General features: G+C 63.6%; 17 protein-coding genes. 3 read left to right on the forward strand and 14 right to left on the reverse strand.

Features of this window, described 5'->3' with window-relative positions:
- Positions 1–8: 8 nt before the first annotated feature.
- The 11 genes from ACF07D_RS10325 to dapB form a co-directional block, all read right to left on the reverse strand.
- Positions 9–2,924, reverse strand: a complete 2,916-nt coding sequence (locus ACF07D_RS10325; RefSeq protein ID WP_391504851.1) for a DNA translocase FtsK — start codon at positions 2,922–2,924, stop codon at positions 9–11.
- 95 nt (positions 2,925–3,019) lie between these two features.
- Positions 3,020–4,387, reverse strand: a complete 1,368-nt coding sequence (locus ACF07D_RS10330; RefSeq protein ID WP_391504852.1) for a peptidoglycan DD-metalloendopeptidase family protein — start codon at positions 4,385–4,387, stop codon at positions 3,020–3,022.
- Between the two features lie 118 nt (positions 4,388–4,505).
- The gene (gene murJ / locus ACF07D_RS10335) at positions 4,506–6,098 is read right to left on the reverse strand and encodes a murein biosynthesis integral membrane protein MurJ (protein ID WP_255808118.1); all 1,593 of its coding nucleotides are present in this window, start codon (positions 6,096–6,098) and stop codon (positions 4,506–4,508) included.
- Positions 6,098–7,168: a peptidoglycan bridge formation glycyltransferase FemA/FemB family protein gene (locus tag ACF07D_RS10340; RefSeq protein ID WP_255808119.1), complete on the reverse strand. Its 1,071-nt coding sequence runs from the start codon at positions 7,166–7,168 to the stop codon at positions 6,098–6,100. Before ACF07D_RS10340 ends, murJ begins: the two co-directional genes overlap by 1 nt.
- 2 nt (positions 7,169–7,170) lie before the next feature.
- Complete coding sequence (locus ACF07D_RS10345; RefSeq protein ID WP_391504853.1) at positions 7,171–8,847, reverse strand: ribonuclease J; 1,677 nt, start codon at positions 8,845–8,847, stop codon at positions 7,171–7,173.
- A 14-nt stretch (positions 8,848–8,861) separates the two neighbouring features.
- Positions 8,862–9,839: a 4-hydroxy-tetrahydrodipicolinate synthase gene (gene dapA, locus ACF07D_RS10350; RefSeq protein WP_119279041.1), complete on the reverse strand. Its 978-nt coding sequence runs from the start codon at positions 9,837–9,839 to the stop codon at positions 8,862–8,864.
- Positions 9,840–9,976: 137 nt separating this feature from the next.
- Positions 9,977–10,462, reverse strand: a complete 486-nt coding sequence (locus ACF07D_RS10355) for a dihydrofolate reductase (RefSeq protein ID WP_391504894.1) — start codon at positions 10,460–10,462, stop codon at positions 9,977–9,979.
- An 11-nt stretch (positions 10,463–10,473) separates the two neighbouring features.
- A complete protein-coding gene (locus ACF07D_RS10360; protein ID WP_119279045.1) occupies positions 10,474–11,283 on the reverse strand; it encodes a thymidylate synthase in 810 nt (269 codons plus the stop codon).
- A 339-nt stretch (positions 11,284–11,622) separates the two neighbouring features.
- Complete coding sequence (locus tag ACF07D_RS10365; protein WP_391504854.1) at positions 11,623–13,221, reverse strand: APC family permease; 1,599 nt, start codon at positions 13,219–13,221, stop codon at positions 11,623–11,625.
- A gap of 125 nt (positions 13,222–13,346) precedes the next feature.
- A complete protein-coding gene (locus ACF07D_RS10370; protein WP_119279049.1) occupies positions 13,347–13,796 on the reverse strand; it encodes a hypothetical protein in 450 nt (149 codons plus the stop codon).
- Positions 13,793–14,548 (reverse strand): 4-hydroxy-tetrahydrodipicolinate reductase, encoded by a 756-nt coding sequence (dapB, locus tag ACF07D_RS10375; protein ID WP_391504855.1) that lies wholly within the window; start codon positions 14,546–14,548, stop codon positions 13,793–13,795. The genes ACF07D_RS10370 and dapB overlap by 4 nt, the downstream gene beginning before the upstream one ends.
- Positions 14,549–14,589: 41 nt before the next feature.
- Between dapB and ACF07D_RS10380 the strand changes: the two genes are divergently transcribed.
- The gene (locus ACF07D_RS10380; protein ID WP_391504856.1) at positions 14,590–16,110 is read left to right on the forward strand and encodes a biotin carboxylase; all 1,521 of its coding nucleotides are present in this window, start codon (positions 14,590–14,592) and stop codon (positions 16,108–16,110) included.
- On the opposite strand, the gene ACF07D_RS10385 is transcribed toward ACF07D_RS10380, so the two are convergent.
- Positions 16,071–17,531, reverse strand: coding sequence for a M16 family metallopeptidase (locus ACF07D_RS10385; RefSeq protein ID WP_391504857.1), 1,461 nt, complete (start codon positions 17,529–17,531; stop codon positions 16,071–16,073). The two genes, ACF07D_RS10380 and ACF07D_RS10385, sit on opposite strands and share 40 nt — an antisense overlap.
- Before the next feature lie 83 nt (positions 17,532–17,614).
- Positions 17,615–18,082 carry a MarR family winged helix-turn-helix transcriptional regulator gene (locus tag ACF07D_RS10390; protein ID WP_391504858.1) on the reverse strand — a complete coding sequence of 156 codons (468 nt, stop codon included), beginning with the start codon at positions 18,080–18,082 and terminating at the stop codon, positions 17,615–17,617.
- A gap of 87 nt (positions 18,083–18,169) precedes the next feature.
- Between ACF07D_RS10390 and ACF07D_RS10395 the strand changes: the two genes are divergently transcribed.
- Positions 18,170–18,424 (forward strand): hypothetical protein, encoded by a 255-nt coding sequence (locus ACF07D_RS10395; protein WP_119279058.1) that lies wholly within the window; start codon positions 18,170–18,172, stop codon positions 18,422–18,424.
- A 103-nt stretch (positions 18,425–18,527) separates the two neighbouring features.
- On the opposite strand, the gene ACF07D_RS10400 is transcribed toward ACF07D_RS10395, so the two are convergent.
- Entirely contained in the window at positions 18,528–20,789 is a 2,262-nt protein-coding gene (locus ACF07D_RS10400) for a polyribonucleotide nucleotidyltransferase (RefSeq protein WP_119279060.1), read from the reverse strand.
- A gap of 247 nt (positions 20,790–21,036) precedes the next feature.
- On the opposite strand from ACF07D_RS10400, the gene ACF07D_RS10405 reads away from it, so the two are divergent.
- On the forward strand, positions 21,037–21,372 hold the full coding sequence (locus ACF07D_RS10405; protein ID WP_391504859.1) for a hypothetical protein: 336 nt from the start codon (positions 21,037–21,039) through the stop codon (positions 21,370–21,372).
- Position 21,373: the final 1 nt, after the last annotated feature.

Below are 21,373 nucleotides of genomic sequence, written 5' to 3' on the forward strand. Positions count from 1 at the left end.
CAACCTTCCTAATCGCGGCCCGTCAGCTGCCAGGCGTCTTCCGAGCCCCCATCGTCGTCGTTGTCTCCGTAGTCATACGCCTCGGGCGCAGCGGCCTCGCGCTGCGCGAGCGGGTCGTCGTATCGGGTGTCGGCCTCATACTCGCCGGCCCCGCCGCCCGCTGGGACGATTACGTCGGTGACGGCATCTCCCGGAGCCGGAGCGACGGGTGGTGGTGACACCGCTGGCATCTGGGCCGGGGCTGCGGGCGGAGCGGCTGGCTGAGTAAAGCTCGGCGCGGCTCCGCCACCCTGGATACGCGCGAGCACCTCAGCGAGCTGTTCGGGGGCGACGAGCACGTCACGCGCCTTCGACCCTTCGGAGGGGCCAACGATATCGCGAGACTCCATGAGGTCCATGAGCCTGCCAGCTTTCGCGAAGCCAACACGGAGCTTGCGCTGCAGCATCGACGTCGACCCGAACTGCGAGGTCACCACGAGCTCAATGGCCGCGACGAGCACCTCGAGGTCGTCGCCGATGTCGGCGTCGATCTCCTTCTTCTCCGTAGCCTGCGCGACGTCTGCCCGATACTCGGGCGTCGCCTGCTCCTTCACGTGCTTCACAACCCGGGCGATCTCGGCCTCGTCGACCCACGCACCCTGGACGCGCATCGGGCTCGACTCGCCATTCAGCAGCAGTAGGCCGTCGCCCTGGCCAATGAGTCGCTCAGCGCCGACCTCGTCGAGGATGACTCGCGAGTCGGTTCCTGAGGCGACGGCGAAGGCGTACCGACTCGGCACATTCGACTTGATCACGCCGGTGACGACGTTTACAGAGGGGCGCTGGGTTGCCAGCACGAGGTGAATACCGGCCGCTCGCGCGAGCTGGGTGATGCGCTGAATCGAGTCTTCAACGTCGCGGGGCGCAACGAGCATGAGGTCGGCGAGCTCGTCCACGACGACCAGTAGGTAGGGGTAGGGCTTCAGCTGGCGCTGGCTCCCCTCGGGAAGCACGATCGTGCCCTCACGAACGGCAACGTTGAAGTCGTCAATGTGCCTGAACCCGAACGACGCAAGGTCGTCGTAGCGCATGTCCATCTCTTTCACGACCCATTGCAACGCTTCCGCAGCCTTCTTCGGAGCGGTGATGATCGGAGTGATGAGGTGAGGGACACCCTGATAGACAGTGAGCTCAACACGCTTCGGATCAACGAGGACCATGCGTACCTCGGAGGGAGTCGCGCGCATGAGCAGGCTCGTGATCATGGAGTTGATAAAGCTTGACTTACCCGATCCCGTCGCACCAGCGACGAGCAGGTGTGGCATCTTCGCAAGGTTCGCGAGGACGAACTCGCCCTTCACATCCTTGCCGACACCGATTGTCATCGGGTGGGTGTTTCGCTGCGCCTTGGCCGACCGAAGGACGTCGCCAAGAGCTACGTTCTCGCGATCCTTATTCGGGATCTCAATGCCGATAGCGCTCTTGCCCGGAATCGGCGAGAGGATACGGACCTCGTTCGACGCGACAGCGTACGAGAGGTTCCGTGAGAGAGCCGTGACTTTCTCGACTTTAACGCCAGGGCCAAGCTCGACCTCGTACTGAGTGACCGTCGGACCACGCGAGAACCCTGTGACAACAGCGTCGACCTTGAACTCTTCGAAGACCCGAGCGACGGCCGCCATGATCTGCTCGTTCGCCTCGCTGTGAGTTTTCGGCGGTGCGCCCGCAGACAGGAGTGCCTGCTCGGGCAGCGAGTAGTCGGCGTTGGCCGCGGGATCGTGCGGCGGAGCTACCGCGAATTCGCGACTCTCGGAGACAGGCTCGGGCTCGTCGACCGGATCCGAGAAGCTATCGAACGAGTCGTCTCCGAGCCCCGACCCGCGACCTGGCCGGCTTGCCGCCTGGTCGACGCCTTCGAGCCCTGCAAACACGTCGGCGTCGAAGACGTCCGTCGGCGCCTCATCAGCAAACGCCGACTCGAACGCACCAACCTGCTCAGCCTCGCTTGCGGCCAGTACTTCCTCGATCGCAGAGGGATCTGGCAGGTAATTTGGATCCTCTTCGCGGCCCGTCGCGTTGCGCCGCCACCACGGAAGTGCTTCGTCAGACTCGTCTGAATGGTCAAAGAGCTCACCAGTCTTGTCCGAAGACTTCCCTGACTTCTTCGACGTCTTCTCGGATGGCTCGACCTCACGTTCTGCGGGCGCGGGCGCACCAAAGAGATACGCGTACCCTTCGCGTATGCGCGAGCCAATCTTGCTCGGTGGGGTCTTCGTGATGATGAGGAGCGAGAACGCGAGCAGCAGGCTCAGCACCGGAACCGCGACCCAGACCGTCGCGAGATTCAGCGGCGCCCCAATCAGCCACCCGAGCAGCCCACCAGCCTCGGCGAGACCAGGCATGCCGTCGCGAGGCTTAGGCGTGCCGCCGAGCACGTGAGCAAGGCCGGAGGCGCTTGCGAGCGCAAGGAAGAGCCCGATGGCGATACGCCTGTTGTCGTTGACTGTCGACGGGTTGTTAAAGAGCCAGAGCGCAAAGCCGCCCATGATGATCGGCAGGCCGAACGCGATCCTGCCGAACAGCGCACCAAACGTCCAGGTGTCAAGCTGCGTAGCGACGGTGTTGCCAATGAGGAACCACTCGATGACCGCGCCGACGACCGCGAGAAGCACGAGCAGCATCGGAAACCCGTCGCGTCTCGCCTCGGGCTCAAGTGGCTCGGACCTGAACGCTCGGGCCCCTGCTCCGACCGCGTTCGCGAGGCCACCCCAGGCGCGAACGATAAAACTCTCGCGCTCTTCCTCGGCCATAATGACTTTCGTCGTCGCCGAAGTACGGGTACTCCCCCTCGAAGATCCGGTGCGCGTCTGGGCACCCTTCGAACGGGTGCCCTGCGACGCGGTGGATCGGGTAGAGCCCCCGCCTGACGAAGCGTTTTTGGCCATGTGACTACGGTACAAGCCACCGCTGACAATGGCTGCACGGGAAGCGGCGTGCCCCGAGACTCGTCAGGACGCGCCGCTATGCGTAAAACGACTCGCTACAGGCCGACACCGCGGGCCGACATGAACGGCCGGGGGTTCTGAGGCACGCCGCCCACTTTGGTCTCAAAGTGGAGGTGCGGCCCGGTCGAGTTGCCGGTGCTGCCGACGTACCCGATCACCTGGCCGGCTCCGACGTACTGACCGTAACTGACTGACGGGGTGAACTGCATGTGCCCGTAGAGGGTCGAGACGCCGCCGCCGTGGTTGATCTCAGCCATGTTTCCGTAGCTGTACTCACCGGCCCACCCCGAGAACGATACGGTTCCCGCTGCGGCTGCTCGGATCGGCGCGCCCTGGCCAATTGCCATGTCCATGCCTGTGTGGCCGTAGTAGCCCCACCACTCGGTCGAGATCCAGTATCCGCCCGCGAGCGGATTCACCCAACCTGTCGTGTTCCCGCCGCCGGTATTGCCTCCGCCGGTGTTGCCGCCGCCGGTGTTGCCACCACCGGTGTTCCCACCGCCAGTGTTCCCGCCGCCACCGCCGCCGTTGTTTGCGGCTTCCTCGGCCGCGCGCCTCTCAGCCTCAAGCCGCTCGGCTTCGCGTCGCTGCTCCTCAAGGATGCGCTGACGCTCCTGCTCCTCAAGCACAAGGCGTTGTTCGTAACCCTTGGTTGTTGAGGTCGTCTTATCCTCGAGCGCCGCGAGCTGCTGCTGCAACACCTTCTGCTGCTGCTCTTGTTCGATCTGCTCGGTTCGGGCGGCGTCAGCGATCTCGGCTGCGCGCTGCTGGTTCGCCTCCGCCTCCTTCGCAAGCTTGTCGCGCTCTTCCCGGGCCGAATCGGCCTGATCGCTGAGCGTCTGCGCCGAGTTCATCGCACGCTCGGCATTTTGCCAAATGTTCGTGTTGCGCTCGGTCGCCTTCTCGGTCTGGGCGAGCCGGTCGAGCAGCGCGTCAGCGGTGCTGCCGTCTGACTCAAGGAAGAGGCTGAGGTTGCGGTCTACACCACCAGAGCGGTAAATCTGCGAGACCAGCGCGGCTGCCTGCTCTGAGGCCTGCTTCGCTTCAGCTTCGCTCGCCTTCGCTTGTGTGTCGAGTGCTTCGACGCGAGCCTGCGCGTCGCGGAGTTGGCTTGCGGCCTGGTCGAACTTGACCGAGGCTGCCTCGGACTCTGCGCGGGTGCGCTCGACTTCCTTCTGCACCTTGACGAGCAGATCCTTGATCTCTGACACCTTTGCCGCGGCTGCGGCCTCGTTCTGCTTCGCTTTCTCGACGTCTTGCCACGTTGGCAGATCAGAGACGATTGCGTATGCGGGAGCAACTGGGCCGATTCCGACTCCGCTGACGAGCACTGCGCCTACGGCAGCGAGTCCGAGTGCGAATCCCGCCTTGCGGCGCAGACGTGACTGTGGATTGCTCGTCATCGCGGAAATTCACTCCTTATTCGTATTGGTATCACAACCAGTTGGGTCGAAATAACCATCCACCGTAACTTACCAGCTGAGCTTGAAGGTTTCTAGGTGTATGCGCCGGTCGGCACCGCTACCGCCTGATCACACGCCGAACAATGGTTTGCACCTCGGGGACGCGAAGCGCTAGCAGCATCCCCCCATAGACAACGCCCATCGCTGCGGTGACTGCAAGCGCAAACACGATTGCAAGCAGCATGCCAAAGTCCGGGCTCGCGGCAATGCACAACTGTGCGAGCACAAGCCCAACGGCCAAAGCCGGCACCGCGGCGATCAGGTACTTCGCGAAGCTTCCGAGCAGTGATGCACCGCCAAAGCCGTCAAGGCGGCGGCGCAGCAGCCACAGCGCGAAGGCGGCCTGCGCGACTGTCGTCACCGACCAGACGCCGGCATACACAGCACCAATCTGCGCTTTCTCGACGAACGTGACGGCGATCAAGACGCCGATGATGAGCGCAACGAGCTGCGCCGTGATGAATACAAACGGCGTGCGAGCGTCACTCAAGGCGAAGAAGGCGCGCTGCGCTGCAAACATCAGGCTGTAAGCCGCGAGACCCACTGAATAGATGCGGATCACCTGTGCGATGGCCAAGAGCTCGTCTGCGTCGGCTGCGGGCCAAATCACCCTGGTCACGAATGGCGCAGCCATAAACATAATCGCGGCCGCGAACACCATGAGCATCGACACCTGCCGGGCTGCTGCAACAAACGTTTCTCGGAAGCCATCGAGGTCCCCGGCGTGGCCGAGCTCTGACAGTCGGGTGAAGTACGCGGTGACGAGCGAGACTGCGAGCACCGAGTGGGGCAGCATGAATACGAGCCAGATGTACTGCATTGCGGCGAGCGACGGGCCCTCCCCCGACGCGTAATTCATCACCGGGGTGGTGACGAGGCCACCAACCGTCATGACGATGACCGCAGCAAGGCCCCACGAGGCCGTCTTGCCGGTCTGGCGCAGCCCGACGCCACGCCACTTGAAATCCGGTCGGAAGCCGAGGCCGGCACGCCGCCACGGCACGAGCAGGATCAACGCCTGCGCGACAATCCCGAGCGTCGCCGAACCTGCGAGCAGCGCGATCGCGCCGGTGGTCCAGCCGTCGACTGGCGGATTCTTGTCGGCGCCGAAGATGACGATGTAGGCGACCGTGCCGGCAATAGCGACAACATTCGCGATCGCGGGCGCCCAGGTGAATGGGCCAAAGATCTTCTTCGCGTTGAGCGCCTCGCCGAGCACCGTATACCACCCGTAGAAAATGATCTGCGGAATGCACCAGTACGAAAACGCGGTGGCCAACGCCCGCGCGTTCTCGGGCCAACCGGGGGTGAGTAACTGCACGAGCAGCGGTGCGGCGAGCATCGCAAGCACCGTAATGACAAGCAGGGCGACGGACACGAGCGTGAGCACCTTGTTCAGGTACGCACGCCCCCCATCGGGCTGCCGCATCGACTTCACGATCTGAGGTACGAGCACGGCATTGAGCATGCCCCCTGCGAGAAGCATGTACAGCGTGTTCGGCAGAATGTTGCCGTTCGTGAACGCGTCAGCGGAGCGCGACAACGCGCCAATCGCGTAGACAAGCAGCATCGTCTTGACGAGCCCGAGCACTCGAGAGACCATCGTGCCCGAGGCCATGATTGCGCTCGCGCGCTGGAGCGCGGATGCCATTAGTAGAACACGTCCCCTCGGGTGGCGAGAGTGAACCGACGTGCGATCCTGTCGCCGACGGTGTTCCAAATCTTGACTTTGCCTGCGCTCAACGGGAGATCGAGCGTGCCGACATAGTCGGTCACGTTCTTCGACAGCCGCAGCTTGTACTGGCCCACGCCGTAGAGCCTGTGGCTCTTGTCGTCGAGCTTGTCGCTCGGAGGGGTACCGATGAGGTCGTGCCGGGTCGCGCCCTGCTCCTTTCCCCACCTGATGATCTCGAGTTGCATGCGGTACATCGCGCCTGTCGGCAGCTTGGCCTTCGCCGATGCGCCGTCCTTGTACCCGCTCGTCTGGCCGAGCGCCGTCGCGAACATGCCTGCCACAGGCACCTCACCGTCGTAGCCGAGCACGAGCTGGCCCCGCCCTGCAGCCTGGAATCCCTGCCAGAAATCACGGAAGTACTCGTAGGGGCGCAGCTCGAACTTCTCCTCGGCAGTGCCGGTGAGCAGGTCGAACATGATCCTGCAGTTCTCCTCGGTGGCTTCGACACGGCGGACGTCGAAGCCCTCCTTGTCGGCCTTACGAATCTTCGTGCGCGTGCTCGATGAGAACGCCGCCATGATCGCGTCCTCGTCGCCCGAGATGTCAAGAATGATCGTCGAGACGTTGGGAAGCACGTGCGCTGTCGGTACGTATCCTGCGGCGCGAAGCGTCGAGAAAGCCTCGTCGCTCGCAAGCAGGCGCGGCTCGACCTTCAGGAGGAACACGCCCTCGCTCCGAGCGAACTCGGCGAGCCGCGCCCCGCGGTCGACATACTCGGACGCCGACATCGGAGTTCCGAGCGCGTCGATAGAGACGTCAGGGCCAGCGGGTACGTACCAGAACCTCCCAAGAAGCGGGATCTTCTTCTCAAGCACGAGCGTGGCGGGGAACCCATCGCCCACAATGTAGCGGGCGGTGTAGCGCTGATGGCGCTTGATCTCAGCGTACTCGCGGCTCTGCCAGATCTCGCCGCCGCCAGGAGCGAGCTCGACGAGCTCGTCCCAGCGGCCAACTTCCTCTGCAGTCGCAAAGCGGAGTGAAGCCACCGCTATACCACCACCACAACTGGAACGATCATTGCCTTGCGGCGCAGCTTCGTACCTACCCAGCGGCCGACAGTGCGGCGCACAACCTGCTGCAGCGCGTGCTGGTCAGTCACGCCCTCCTTCATCGCCTTCTCGATTGCGTCAGCAACCTGCGGCTTGATCTTGTCGAAGACGTGATCGGACTCGGCGACGCCCTTCGCGTGGATCTCGGGGCCCGAGACGATCTGCCCGAGGGTCGTCTCAACGACAGTGATCACGGAGATGAACCCCTCCTCTGCGAGGGTACGACGGTCACGGAGGTCATCGTCCGTCACCTTGCCGACGCTCTTGCCATCGACGTAGATGAAGTCGATCGCGAGCTGTCCAACCTCGCGCGCGACACCGTCGTGCAGGTCGACGATCGTGCCGTTCTCAGCGATAATCGTGCGGTTCTGCGGCACACCGGTCTCGATCGCTACGCCCGCGTTCGCGATGAGGTGGCGGTACTCGCCGTGAATCGGCATAACGTTCTTCGGGCGCACGATGTTGTAGCAGTACATGAGCTCGCCAGCCGACGCGTGGCCCGACACGTGGACCTTCGCGTTGCCCTTATGCACGACGTTCGCGCCAAGCTTCATGAGCCCGTTAATGATGCGGTATACCGAGTTCTCGTTGCCCGGAATGAGGCTCGAGGCGAGGATAACGGTATCGCCAGCGCCAACCTCAACCTGGTGTTCCTTGTTCACCATCCGGCTGAGCACGGCCATCGGCTCGCCCTGCGAACCGGTGGACATGTAGACGATGCGGTGATCCGGAATATCGCCGCTCTTCTTGAGATCTACGAGCACACCCTCGGGGACGTCGAGGAACCCGAGATCGGCAGCAATCTTCATGTTGCGAACCATCGAGCGGCCAAGCAACACGACCCGGCGGCCGTTCTTCGAGGCCGCATCGAGCACCTGCTGCACGCGGTGTACGTGGCTCGAGAAGCTCGCGACAACAACCTTGCCGCTCGCTTTCTCGATGACGCGCTCAAGCACCGGTCCGATGTCTTTTTCGAGGGCTGTAAAGCCAGGAACCTCGGCGTTCGTCGAGTCTGTCATGAAGAGGTCAACGCCCTCTTCGCCGAGACGAGCAAACGCGCGCAGGTCGGTGATGCGGCCGTCAAGCGGCAGCTGATCCATCTTGAAGTCGCCCGTGCCGATGACCATGCCGGCCTCAGTGCGGATCGCAACCGCGAGCGCGTCAGGGATCGAGTGGTTGACCGCAATGAACTCAAGGTCGAACGGCCCGAACTTCACGCGATCGTCCTCAGCCACAAGGTGGCTCTTCGGGCGAATCCGGTGCTCCTTCAGCTTCGCCTCAACGAACGCGAGGGTCAGCTTCGAGCCGACAAGGGGAATATCCTCGCGACGCTTGAGCAGGTATGGCACGCCACCGATGTGGTCCTCGTGGCCGTGCGTGAGCACGACAGCGACGATGTCCTGGAGGCGATCCTCAATCTGGGTGATGTCGGGAAGGATGAGGTCGACACCTGGCTGGTGCTCCTCAGGGAAGAGTACGCCACAGTCCACCACGAGCAACTTGCCGTTGATCTCGTAGACTGTCATGTTTCGGCCGACCTCGCCGAGGCCGCCGAGCGGCGTAATCCGTAGGGTGCCCTTTTTGAGCTTGGGCGGTGCGTAAGGGGGGTTGGGCACTGGGCCTCCTGTTATTAGCGGGTGGTGCCTGCAATCTTGGGCAGAGCACCGCCGGCAGCCGCGTTGCGGTCCGGCCTGAAGTTTGAAAAGTCGACGCCGGGCAGGTCGCGAACAAGTGACAACTCGTCCTCAATGAGCGCGGCCTCCCATTCCTCGGGCCCGACAAGCGGGAGCCGAACGCGGGGGCTCGAAATGCGGCCGAGGCCGTGAAGGATGTACTTTACTGCGACTGTACCGGGCACGTGCGTCATTGCGGCGCGAACGAGCGGTTCGAGCTGCTGATGCGCGGCACGGGCCGTGTGGAGGTCGCCAGCATTCACCGCGTCAACCATTACCCGGTACGGCGCCGCCGCAATGTTCGCGGTCACTCCGATGAGGCCAGTCGCCCCGATCGACAGGTGCGGGAGCACGTTCGGGTCATCGCCCGAGAAGTACATCAGGTCGGTCTGATTCAGCACGCGGCTGACCTCGCTGAGGTCGCCCTTTGCGTCCTTCACGGCGAGGATGTTTGGGTGCTTTGCGAGCCGCAAGATCGTCTCGTACTTGATCGGGATACCAGCGCGTCCCGGAATGTCGTACAGGATCACGGGCAGGTCGGTTGCGTCAGCGACCATGCGGAAGTGGGTGAGCAGACCAGCCTGCGTCGGCTTGTTGTAGTACGGGGTCACGATCATAACGCCATCGGCGCCGGCACGCTCACTCGCCTTGTACATCTCGATCGCGTGCGCGGTCTCGTTCGAGCCGCCGCCGGTGATGATCTTCGCTCGTCCGCTGCTGACCGACTTGGCCACCTCGACGAGCTTGAGCTTTTCTGGGTCCGTAAGAGTCGAGGTCTCGCCCGTGGTGCCGGTGACGACGATGCCGTCTGCGCCACTCACGATGCAATCTTCAATGTGCTGTTCGGTCGCAGCCCAATCAACCTCACCATCGGAATCGAAGGGGGTGATGAGAGCGACGAGCACCTGCCCGAAAGGATTCTCTACGTTTGCCACCTCACTAGGCTACCGGATCGGCCACCGCGATACCGCCAGCATTACTCAAAACTGCACCGCACGTCGCCGCGGCTGCCCGTACGCGCGACGAAACCGGGCTCGGCGAGGGAGCCCCACGCCGAGGAGATCCAGATCGATTACGCTGCGCGCCTACGCTCGTAACGTTCGAAGCGGTACCCGAGACCGCTCGCCGCGACGAGGGGCTCTCCCCCGTCGACGAGCGCCCAGTCGTCGCCGATCTCAGGTGCGAACGTGTCGGCGCCCTCCACATCCATGTCGATACGGGTGACAACGAGTTCGTGCGCAACAGGCATTGCGTCGCGGTACAGTTGGCCGCCGCCCATGATCCAGGCGCGGTCGCCACCGGCGAGGCGGATCGCTTGGTCAAGCGTCGTCGCGGTCTGCGCGCCGTCGATCACCAGATCAGGATCGCGCGACACCACGACATTCTCGCGCCCCGGCAGCGGACGGAAGCGCTCGGGCAGTGATTCCCATGTGCGCCGTCCCATGATGACGGGCGCGCCGAGCGTGATCCGCTTGAAGTGTGCAAGGTCCTCGGGAAGGTGCCACGGCATCGTGCCATCGCGGCCGATCGCACCGCCTCGGGCCTCAGCCCAAATCATTCCGAGCGTAGTCACACAGCCACCGGCGCCTTAATTCCCGGATGGTGCTGGTAGCCCACGACCTCAAAATCCTCGTACTCGTAGTCGAAGATCGAATCGCGGTCGGCGATCTTCATCTGCGGGTACGGGAACGGGTCGCGAGCCAGCTGCGTGGTCACCTGCTCAACATGGTTGTCGTAGATGTGGCAATCACCGCCAGTCCACACGAACTCACCCGGCTCAAGACCTGTCTGCTTCGCCACCATGAGCGTGAGCAGCGCATACGAGGCGATATTGAACGGAACCCCCAAGAACATGTCTGCCGAACGCTGATAAAGCTGGCATGACAGCTTGCCGTCAGCGACGTAGAACTGGAAGAACGCGTGGCACGGCGCGAGGGCCATATCGGGGATGTCAGCTACGTTCCACGCAGACACGATGAGACGCCTCGAGTCGGGGTTCGTGCGGATCTGCTCAATGATCTCGGAGATCTGGTCGATGTGCCCGCCGCCCGGGGTCGGCCAGGAGCGCCACTGCACACCGTAGACAGGCCCGAGCTCGCCTTGTTCGTCAGCCCACTCGTCCCAGATACTCACACCGTTCTCGGAGAGATAGCCGATGTTGCTGTCGCCCCGGAGAAACCACAAGAGCTCGATCGCGATCGACTTGAAGTGGACGCGCTTCGTCGTGATGAGCGGGAACGACTCTGACAAATCGAATCGGAGCTGCTTGCCGAACAGGCTTCGGGTGCCAGTGCCCGTGCGATCCGATTTCTGGGTGCCGTGCTCAAGCACTTCCCTGAGAAGGTCCTCGTACGGTGTCGGAATCACGGCTGCACTCATGCAATCAATCGTACAGCGCTTGCGTGTGGGCTGCCCGGGCTACGGTCGAACGCCGCACCTTGGATCTGCAGGACATCTGCCCTCCCAAAGCCCAGACTGCATAGCTACTGCAGATCCCAGGAATACGTGCCGAGGCTTCGGCGTTGCCAAGGTCGGGCCACAGGCCGCATCCGAACGCTACACCTGGAATCTGCAGAACATCTGCCCTCCCAAAGCCCAGACTGCATAGCTACTGCACATCCCAGGGATACGGGCCGAGGCCGGGCCGGGCACCAGTGCACCCCCGAATACACCTCAAGCCCGCGCCGAACCGGCGCGGGCTTGAGTCTCTAGACGAACTTAGCCGTCGAGGCCGTCGTCGAAGAGCTCCAGCGCGGACGTGTCGTTCGTCGCGTCAGTGGTGCTCAGCACCTGTCCCTTGAAGAACCGGGGCGAGACGCGCGACTGGATGATCATGAGCACGACGCCGATGCCGAGCATCACGATGCCGATCAGGCCGACGAGCCCGATGCCAGCGATGTTGCTGCCTGAGCCCGCTGCCGGGTCGAGGCTGTCGATGGTCGTCTGCACGAAGACCACGAGCAGCAGGAGTCCGCCGAGCCCTGGGAGGATCACCTTCGAGAACACCGATCCAAGTCCCTCGCGCGGCGCCTGCTTGCGGAAGTACCAGGTGCTCGCGAGCGCCGTAATGCCGTAGTAGAAGCAGACCATCATGCCGAGCGCAGTAATGGTGTCCCACAGCACGTCCTCGCTGATGAAGCGCATGATCGCGTAGAAGACCGACGCGACGATTGATGACAGGAAGAGCGCAACGTAGGGCGACTTGTGCTTCGGGTGGATCTTCTTGATCGATGCGGGGATCGCGCCGTAGTGCGACATGGCGAGGAGCGTACGTGCGGGCGAGATTGCTGTCGAGTTAATCGAGGCCATCGCCGAGACGAGGATCGCGAGCGACAGGAAGATCGCGGCGGGGCCCATCACCGGGTGTGCGAGCGCGGCGAAGACGTTCTCTGCAATGTCGGTGTTTCCGAGGCCCGTGGGGCCGTCACCGATACCGGCGTATGCGACTGTCGCTGCGGCAGTGCCGACGTACATGACAACGAGGATCAGCACGAGGATCATCGCGGCCTTACTCTCGGTCGACATGCGGCCCTTGGACTTCTTGGTCTCCTCGCCCATGGTGAGCACAGTGTCCCAGCCCCAGTAGACAAAGATTGAGACAGCGATGCCGGCGGCAAATGCGCTGAAGGATGAGACCTCGAGCGGGTTGAACCACGAGAGTTCGGGCAGCTTGCCCTCCGTGTTCGCGGGATCAGCGGCGCCAATGAACATGGCTGTCGCGAACCACAGCATGACCGCTACCTGGAAGAAAACGGTGATGTACTGGAAGATCTTCGTCGAGGTCATGCCCCGGTACGAGATGAACGTGGCGATCGCCATGAACCCGAGGCAGACTGCGATATTGATGAACTTGTTTTCCGACAAGAGCGCAATGTCTGGGTTGTCAACGATGATCGCGATTGATTGGAACAGGAATTCAACCGCGATGCCCGCGAGGTTCGAGAGCACGAGCACGGTGGCAGCAATGAGGCCCCAGCCGGCCATCCAGCCGATCCAGGGCCCGAATGCGCGGGTCGCCCACGTAAACGATGTACCCGAGTCTGGCATCGCAGTGTTCAGCGCGCGGTAACCGATTGCGACGAGCAGCATGGGCAGGAAGCCCATGAGGAAGATCGCGGGAGTCTGGTAACCGACCTCACTCGCTGCCGGGCCGATGGCCGATGTCAGCGTGTACGCGGGCGCACAGACCGAAAGACCGATGACGAGCGCGCCCATCACACCCACGGTGCCGGATTCGAGACCCTTTTTGCTGATACCCGAAACTGAATCGAGTGTTCGGGTAGCCGGGTCGGCGTCGCCGAGGTCGTATTTACTCATCGCGTTCTATCGTCCTCCATCGGATTTCAATGACCTGGTGCCTTGTGGGCAGGCCATCGTGTACGCGGAAGATTGTAAGCAGACTCGGGCGATATGCCCTAATTAACCGTCGATATTGAACGAAATCAGCCGCGCTTCAACGAAATCGCTTGTCGAATCGCACTTCTGGCGCGTTTTCGGTCGCCAGCCGCGTCGTATACGAGCCCGAGCCGCAGAAACTCCGGCCAGCCCGCGCCAGGCGCCTCCGCCGCCTCTCGGTACTTCGGGAATGCAGCGTCGGCGACCTGGCGCACCTCGGCGCGGGTCACCTCGACGTCGACCAACTCCTCCGGCAGCTCACCCGCCTCCGCGAGCGCATCAACGAGCTTCGTCGACGCGAATCCGAACATGATCTCCCGCACAAGCGCCCAGGCGCCGAGAATCGGGAACACGAGCAGTGCGACGCCCATCAGCACCGCAATCGCATCGCCCGTGCCCAAGAGCGCCAATGCCTTCAAACCGGCGAACGCAAAGTAGAGCACGAGGAGCGCGCTCATGAGCGAGACGCCAAGGATCGCGCGCGTGCGCGCGTTCACAGGCCAGCTCCGAGGCCGAGGACTCGGTTGAGCCCAACGGTGAGACCCTCCGCGTCGCGAACGGCCTCGAGCCCAGCCCGAATCCCGGCGACGTAGCTCTCGCCTGAGTAGGTATCGTGCTGCACGGTGAGCACTTCTCCGGCTCCCCCGAACCGAACTTCCTGCCGCGCAACGACGCCTGCGAGCCGCAGGCTGTGTACTGGAATTCCAGCGACGAGTTCCCCGCGTGCGCGCTGATCGGCAAATGGCGCGTCGATGGGCTCCCGGCCCGCGTGCTCTCGGGCCCCAGCCATGAGCTCGGCGGTGCGCACGGCCGTTCCCGACGGTGAGTCGATCTTCCCCTGGTGGTGGGCCTCAATGACCTCGATTGAATCGAAGTAGGGTGCTGCGATCTGCGCGAGCGCCGTCCCGAGCACTGAGCCAAGCGAGAAGTTCGGAACGACAATGACTCCGGCGCCGTCAACCTCGGCTACGAGCTCTTCGAGGTCGCTCAGCCGCTCGACCGACCACCCACTCGTCCCGATGAGAACCCGCTGTCCACGCCTGACCGCACGCTCGACGAGGGCAGGCGACGCCTCGGGCGTCGTGACGTCGACGAAGATCTGGGCATCAGCGCCCTCGTCGGCCCCGCTCCGGCTCGAGAGCCGAGCCGACAGCTCAAAGTCGGGGTGGTTCTCGACCACATCACAGATCAACGCACCGAGCCGCCCTGACGCCCCAGCAACCGCAACACTCGTCACACTCGCACTCATGTTTCGAGTCTAGCGAGGCGAGGCTGCGGTAGCCTCGATGTATGACTGCTGCTCAGCGCCCTCAGGCGACGCTCCGCACTCTCGACGAGATCAAGACATACCTCGCAGAGTCCCCGCAACCGATCTTCTATCTCAGCCGAAGCGCGACGAACCTCCTTGGCGTCGACCGTGCCGTGAAGGGTTTCAGCTACATCACGTTGAGCGACAGCTGGGACGGCAAGAATCCGCGATGCTTCTCCCCAAGCAACGTGCCGAAGCTCGAACCACGAGGCAACATCAACGTTGTGAACTGGCTGCTCCAGAACGACCAGGTTCAGGCGCACATCCGTACGCACACGCCGGCCGGCTTTACGCCCCAGATCGCGATCGCGATGTTTGATGAGGAATCAGAGCGACTGTGCGCTGAACTCGGGTACGAGCTCATCATGCCGTCGATCACGTTGCGAAAGTACCTTGACTCGAAGATCGTCACGACCGAGCTCGGAAATGAGGCCGAGACGTATAGCGTGCCGAACATCCTCACGACTGTCTCTGGTTGGGACGACCTCCGCGCGCAGGCTGAGAAGCACGACCTGGGCGAGAACCTCGTCATCCAGCTTCCCTACGGCGATTCCGGTCGCACGACGTACTTTGTCTCGTCGCGCGCCGACTTCGATCGGATCGCGAGCGAGATCTCCGGCGCTGGTGACTCAGCTCCGACAATCAAGGTCATGCGCTACATCAACCACCAGCCGCTCGCGACCGAGGCCGTGATCACGAGCGCCGGAACCGTCGTCGGCCCTGTCCTCCGTGAGATCACCGGGCACCCAGAGCTCACGCGCTACAAGGGCGGTTGGGCAGGCAGCGAGATGTATCCGTCACTTGTGAGCGACGAGACGCGCGCTCGGGTCTCGGACGTCGTTCAGCGCTTCTGCGACAGGCTGGCGCAGGAAGGCTACCGCGGCATTCTCGAAGTGAGCACGCTGCTTGATACCGATACTGGCGAGGTGTACCTCGGCGAGCTCAATCCGCGCATTAGCGGATCCTCTTCACATTCGAATCTGCAGGGCCTCTCGACTGCGCCAGGAAACGCCGAAACTCATCCGGCGCTGCCGTTGTTCGCGTTCCACGTGCTTGAGTATTCGGGGGCTGACTTCACGCTTGACCTCGACGCGATCCACGCTGAGAGCAGCGCGGCCGTCGCGGGCCAAACCTGGAGCACGCTCGTGATTCAGCACCAGCGCCCTCAAACAGAGCGCACGACTGTCGCCCCACGCACCGGCAGGTACAGGATCGGCGCTGGGGGCTCGCTCGAGTTCGTGTCTCCTGACATTGACTGGCAGGAGATCGACGAGCCAAACGAGGCCTTCTGGTTCCGCAGCAGCGGCCCGGGTGAGATCGTCTCGCAGGGCGTCGACATCGGCATGCTGATTACACGCCGCCGTTCGCAGGAGGACCACTACGCCCTCACCGAGGGCACGAAGGAGCTGATCCCTTCGATTCTCGGTAAGTACGAAGGCAAGAAGGTTCCGACGATCCAGCGCTATTGGCGTGCGGGTCTTCGCCGCCTCCGCGGCGAGTAGCCAGAACGAACGACTCCTCGGCGCCGGGGCCACCCCCAGGGGGTGTGGGGGCGGCGGAAAAGTGTACCGGGGCACCTGGGCCCGGGGCCCACAGCGACGACGGTGAGCGGCGCGTTTGCGAAGTGGGTGGCGACCGACTTAATTTGGTCTGCCGTGACCGTTTCGAACCGTTCGAGGGAAGTGTCGAGGTCGTAGAACTCGCCGGCGCCGAGCTCAGCGCGGGCAAGGCGCCCCATGCGGGTCTCGGTGTCTTCGAGCGCGAGCGCCGACGATCCAGCGATCTGCCCGAGCGACCGCTCAAACTCTTCCTCGGTGATGCCGTCTGCGGCGATCTTCGCGAGCTCCTGCTTACTGAGCTCGATCACCTGCGCGGTCTTTTCAGGCGCGCTGCCCGCAAAGATCCCGAACAGTCCGGCGTCTGAATAGCTCGCGCCGAACGAGTACGTTGTGTAGGCGAGTCCACGCTTCTCGCGAATCTCCTGGAACAGTCGGCTCGACATGCCCCCGCCAAGCACCGAGTTCATCATGCCGAAGGCGAACCGGCGCGGGTCTCCTGCCACAAAGCCTGGGGCGCCGAGCAGCAGGTTGATCTGTTCGCTCGGGCGCTCGACGGTCACGAACCCCTCCCCCGCCGCACGGGTATCGACGGGCTCAAGGCCGCCGCGCTCCCGGCGCTCGGGAACTCCGGCACTGTCGGTGTGCCAGCGCTCTTCGTGCGAGGCGTTCAGGGCGGCGAGCACCATCTCGACGAGCCTGTCGTGGTCTACCGCTCCGGCAGCAGTGACGACGAGGGTCGATGGGTCGTAACGGTCACGGTAGTGACGATCCACGTCGTCGCGATTGGCTGCCCGGATCGTGTCTGGGTTGCCGCCGATCGGGCGCCCAAGCGGGTGGTCTTTGAGTACTTCTTCGAAGAATCGCTCGCTCGCGACGTCGCCGAGATCGTCGGCGGCCATCGCGAGCTCCTCGAGGATCACGCCCCGCTCCATCTCGAATTCGTCGGCATCGAGGAGCGAGTTCGTGACCATGTCGGCGAGCGAGCCGACGGCGTGCTCAAAGTCGGCGTCGCGCACCTTCGCGTAATAGCATGTGTATTCCTTGGCGGTGAGCGCGTTGTGCTCGGCACCGATGCGATCGAAGCTCGTGGCGATCTGGTAGGCGTCCTGAGTCGGCGTGCCCTTGAAGAGCAGGTGCTCAAGGAAGTGGGTCGACCCCAGGCTGCCGGGTGCGTCTGTTCGCTCGGCTTGTTCGTCGCGTGAGCCGACTCCGATCCAGAATCCAACTGTCGCTGAGCGCGCTGCCGGCATGTGTTCGGTCAGGATCCGCAGCCCGCTTGGATGCACCGTGCGTCGGATCGTTCCGCCGCCCAGCTCAACTGAGAGTTCGGGTAGGTCGAGAGGAAACAGAATGGGTTCGCGCATCACACCAGACTAGTCCGCCGCGCCGGTGAATCTGGTCAGTAAGGCGCGGCGTCACGCGGAACGCTGGCGCACGCCGAGCAGCATCAGTTCCCCGAGGCCAACTCATCGACCGTGCCAGCGCGCTTTGCGGCTTCGACGAGTCGCAGCATCGACTCGTGGATTCCGGTGAGCTCCTCGACAGTCATCCCGAGGCGGCGTGCCATCTCCGCAGGGACTGCAGTGGCCCGTTCACGCAGCGCCTCCCCCACGTCAGTAAGGGTGATCTCAAGCTTGCGCTCGTCGCTCGTGCTGCGCACGCGGGCGACGAACCCCTCGCGCTCGAGACGTTTGACGAGTGGTGACAGCGTCGATGGCTCTTGACTCAGCAGTTGCGCGAGTCCGTTGAGCGAGAGCTGCTTATGTTCCCAGAGCGCGAGCATGACGAGGTACTGCGGGTGCGTGATGCCGAGCGGGTCAAGAACGGGCTTGTACGCACCAATCACACTTCGCGATGCGACAGAGAGTGCGAAGCACACCTGACGCTCCAGTAGCAGCGGGTCCACGTCATTCATGTTCTCATTGTCGCGCATTTCCCTGGGCTCGCCTATACTTAATTCGCATCGCATTCATTAGCGCACAAATCATTAGTGAGGTAAGTTATGTCTCTCGGCGAATCCGCCCCCGAGAAGCCGGCACAGGAACGTCTGTTCGAGCCGAGCCCGACGCCCCGCATGCCCTTCTCTGAAGTGCTGCTCGTCGTGCTCGCCATGGTGCTCGTCTTCGGCGGGTTCTACATGATGGCCCTCGCGTTCAGCATGCACGAGTGGGCGTTCTGGCTGTTCGGCGGCGGCATCGTCGTCGACGCAATCGGGTTCTGGATCGCGTTCGGGCTCATCCCCAGCCGCGACAAGTAGCAACACCCCGGCGCCGCAACCCCTTGTGGCGCCTCCCAACAACAGCACGGCGCCCGCCGCTTCCCTCTCGGGAGCGACGGGCGCCATGCTCGTGTAGCGAGAACTACTCGGCGTCAGCCTCAGCTGCTGCCTCAGCAGGAGCGTCAGCGGCTGCCTCCTCGATGACGGGCTCGAGCGAGAGCTTGCCGCGATCGTCGACCTTCGTGATCTTCACGAGGATCTTCTGACCGATCGAGAGCACCTCGTCGACCGACTCGATGCGCTTGCCGCCGACGAGCTTGCGCACCTCGGAGATGTGCAGCAGGCCGTCCTTGCCCGGGAGCAGGGAGACGAACGCGCCGAAAGCTGCGTTCTTCACGACAGTACCGAGGTACTGTTCGCCAACCTCAGGGTTCTGGGGGTTCGCGATCGCATTCACCTGCAGGCGAGCAGCCTCGGCCGACGGGCCATCGACTGCGCCGATGTAGACGGTGCCGTCGTCATCGATCGAGATGTCGGCGCCGGTCTCGTCCTGGATGCCGTTGATCGTCTTGCCCTTGGGCCCGATGAGCTCACCGATCTTGTCGACCGGGATCTGCACGCTGATGACGCGAGGCGCGGTGGGCGCCATCTCGTCAGGAGTGTCGATCGCCTGATCCATGACGTCGAGGATCGCGGTACGTGCTTCCTTCGCCTGCGCAAGAGCGCCGACAAGAACGTCCGACGGGATTCCGTCGAGCTTCGTGTCGAGCTGCAGCGCGGTGATGAACTCCGAGGTGCCTGCGACCTTGAAGTCCATGTCGCCGAGCGCGTCCTCAGCACCGAGAATGTCGGTGAGGGTCGCGTACTGCGTCTCGCCGTTCACGGTGTCGGACACGAGGCCCATCGCGATGCCCGCGACGGCCGCGCGGAGCGGCACGCCAGCGTTGAGCAGCGACAGGGTCGATGCGCAGACCGAACCCATCGAGGTCGAGCCATTCGAACCGAGCGCCTCGGATACCTGGCGGATCGCGTAGGGGAACTCATCGCGTGCGGGCAGCACGGGAACGAGCGCACGCTCAGCAAGGAAGCCGTGGCCGATCTCGCGCCGCTTCGGGCTGCCAACGCGGCCGGTCTCACCGGTCGAGTACGGCGGGAAGTTGTAGTGGTGCATGTAGCGCTTCGACGTGATGGGCGAGAGCGAGTCGATCTGCTGCTCCATCTTGAGCATGTTCAGCGTGGTGACGCCCATGATCTGGGTCTCGCCGCGCTGGAAGATCGCCGAGCCGTGCACGCGCGGGATGACCTGCACCTCTGCGTCGAGCGCGCGGATGTCGCGAAGTCCACGGCCGTCGATGCGAGCACCGTCGGTAAGGATCCGGCCGCGAACGATCTTCTTCGTGACCGACTTGTAGGCGGCCGATACCTGGCCGTCTGCCTCGGCAGGGAGCTCCCCTGCCTCGACCTTGGCCGCGATCTGCTCCTTGACCCGCGCCTTCAGCGCGTCGTCGGCGTCCTGGCGCTCCTGCTTGTCAGCGATCTGGTAGATGCCAGCGAGCTCGGTCTCAGCGAGTGCCGCGACCGCTGCGTAAACCTCGTCGGTGTACGGCAGGAAGACCGGGTACTCCTGGACTTCCTTGGCCGACTGCGCGGCGAGCTGCTCCTGCGCCTTGACGAGCTGGGTGAGGAACGGCTTTGCCGCCTCGAGGCCCTGCGCGACGATCGCCTCGTCCGGGCGGGTTGCGCCGCCCTTGATGAGGTTCCAGGAATCCTCGGTCGCTTCAGCCTCGACCATCATGATCGCTACGTCCTCGGTGCCGTCAGCCTTGGTGACAACGCGGCCGGCGACCATGAGGTCGAAAACGGCGTCCTTCAGCTGCTCGACGTTCGGGAACGCGACCCACTGGTCACCAATGAGCGCGAGGCGGACGCCCGCAATCGGGCCCGAGAACGGCAGGCCCGAGATCTGGGTCGACATCGACGCGGCGTTGATCGCGAGCGCGTCGTAGAACTCGCCCGGTGCGATCGACAGCACGGTCACGACGATCTGCACCTCGTTGCGGAGGCCGTCAACGAACGACGGGCGCAGCGGGCGGTCGATGAGACGGCAGACGAGGATCGCCTCGGTCGAGGGACGGCCCTCGCGACGGAAGAACGAGCCGGGGATCTTGCCTGCAGCGTACGAGCGCTCCTCGACGTCCACGGTGAGCGGGAAGAAGTCGAAGTGATCCTTCGGCTGCTTCGAGGCGCTCGTTGCCGAGAGGAGCATTGTCTCCTCGTCGAGGTACGCGGCGACCGCGCCCTGCGCCTGCTGTGCGAGGCGGCCTGCCTCGAAGCGGATGGTGCGCTTGCCGAACTTACCGTTGTCGAGAACGGCCTCGGCGAACTTGATTTCAGGACCCTCCACGGGTACTCCTTACATACGTGAGCACGCGGGGGCAGTCCGGAAGCGCTGCTGCGCTAACGCGGTGCGATCCGGAGCTGATGTTCAGTAGACGACCGCCCTGGAGTTTACTCAGAGAGATCCACCACCGAAGACCAGCCCACCACCGACGGGCTCGATTCAACATTGACGCGGGGTGATACCCGCATGGCCAGGATAGCATCGGCCCCCTCAGAACGGGCGGAGGATCCCTCGCCGATACACTCGCCGTATGCCTCGATCACGTACTCGGTTCCGGGCGCTCATGCTCCCCCTCTGCGTCGCGGTTCCGGTCGGCGTCGCCATCGTGCTCAACGCGATCGTCCGCCCATGGCTCGCCGAGTCTCTTGACGGAGCGCGCCGAACGAGCTTCACGAACGCCAAGAGCGCAGACGGCTGGTGGGAGTTTTCCGATCCGGTTCGCGCCGCGCATCCGGCCGCAACGAGCTTCCTCGAGACGTCCGATGGCGCGATCGCGATAGCTGGGATTGCGGTGGCAGCACTCGCATGTGGGGCACTGCTCGCGGGCGACGGTCTCCGAAGATCAGAGGAACGCAAAAGGGGCTAGA

The organism is Leucobacter sp. NPDC015123 (assembly GCF_043080205.1).
Classification (GTDB): Bacteria; Actinomycetota; Actinomycetes; order Actinomycetales; family Microbacteriaceae; genus Leucobacter; species Leucobacter aridicollis_A.

Bases quoted from the DNA above. Each gene is read 5' to 3' on its own strand.
- ACF07D_RS10385 (WP_391504857.1), bottom strand. From the start codon at position 17,531: ATGCGCGAACCCATTCTGTTTCCTCTCGACCTACCCGAACTCTCAGTT.
- ACF07D_RS10390 (WP_391504858.1), bottom strand. From the start codon at position 18,082: ATGAATGACGTGGACCCGCTGCTACTGGAGCGTCAGGTGTGCTTCGCA.
- ACF07D_RS10405 (WP_391504859.1), top strand. From the start codon at position 21,037: ATGCCTCGATCACGTACTCGGTTCCGGGCGCTCATGCTCCCCCTCTGC.
- ACF07D_RS10395 (WP_119279058.1), top strand. From the start codon at position 18,170: ATGTCTCTCGGCGAATCCGCCCCCGAGAAGCCGGCACAGGAACGTCTG.
- ACF07D_RS10325 (WP_391504851.1), bottom strand. From the start codon at position 2,924: ATGGCCAAAAACGCTTCGTCAGGCGGGGGCTCTACCCGATCCACCGCG.
- ACF07D_RS10380 (WP_391504856.1), top strand. From the start codon at position 14,590: ATGACTGCTGCTCAGCGCCCTCAGGCGACGCTCCGCACTCTCGACGAG.
- murJ (WP_255808118.1), bottom strand. From the start codon at position 6,098: ATGGCATCCGCGCTCCAGCGCGCGAGCGCAATCATGGCCTCGGGCACG.
- ACF07D_RS10360 (WP_119279045.1), bottom strand. From the start codon at position 11,283: ATGAGTGCAGCCGTGATTCCGACACCGTACGAGGACCTTCTCAGGGAA.
- ACF07D_RS10365 (WP_391504854.1), bottom strand. From the start codon at position 13,221: ATGAGTAAATACGACCTCGGCGACGCCGACCCGGCTACCCGAACACTC.
- ACF07D_RS10330 (WP_391504852.1), bottom strand. From the start codon at position 4,387: ATGACGAGCAATCCACAGTCACGTCTGCGCCGCAAGGCGGGATTCGCA.
- ACF07D_RS10355 (WP_391504894.1), bottom strand. From the start codon at position 10,462: ATGATTTGGGCTGAGGCCCGAGGCGGTGCGATCGGCCGCGATGGCACG.
- dapB (WP_391504855.1), bottom strand. From the start codon at position 14,548: ATGAGTGCGAGTGTGACGAGTGTTGCGGTTGCTGGGGCGTCAGGGCGG.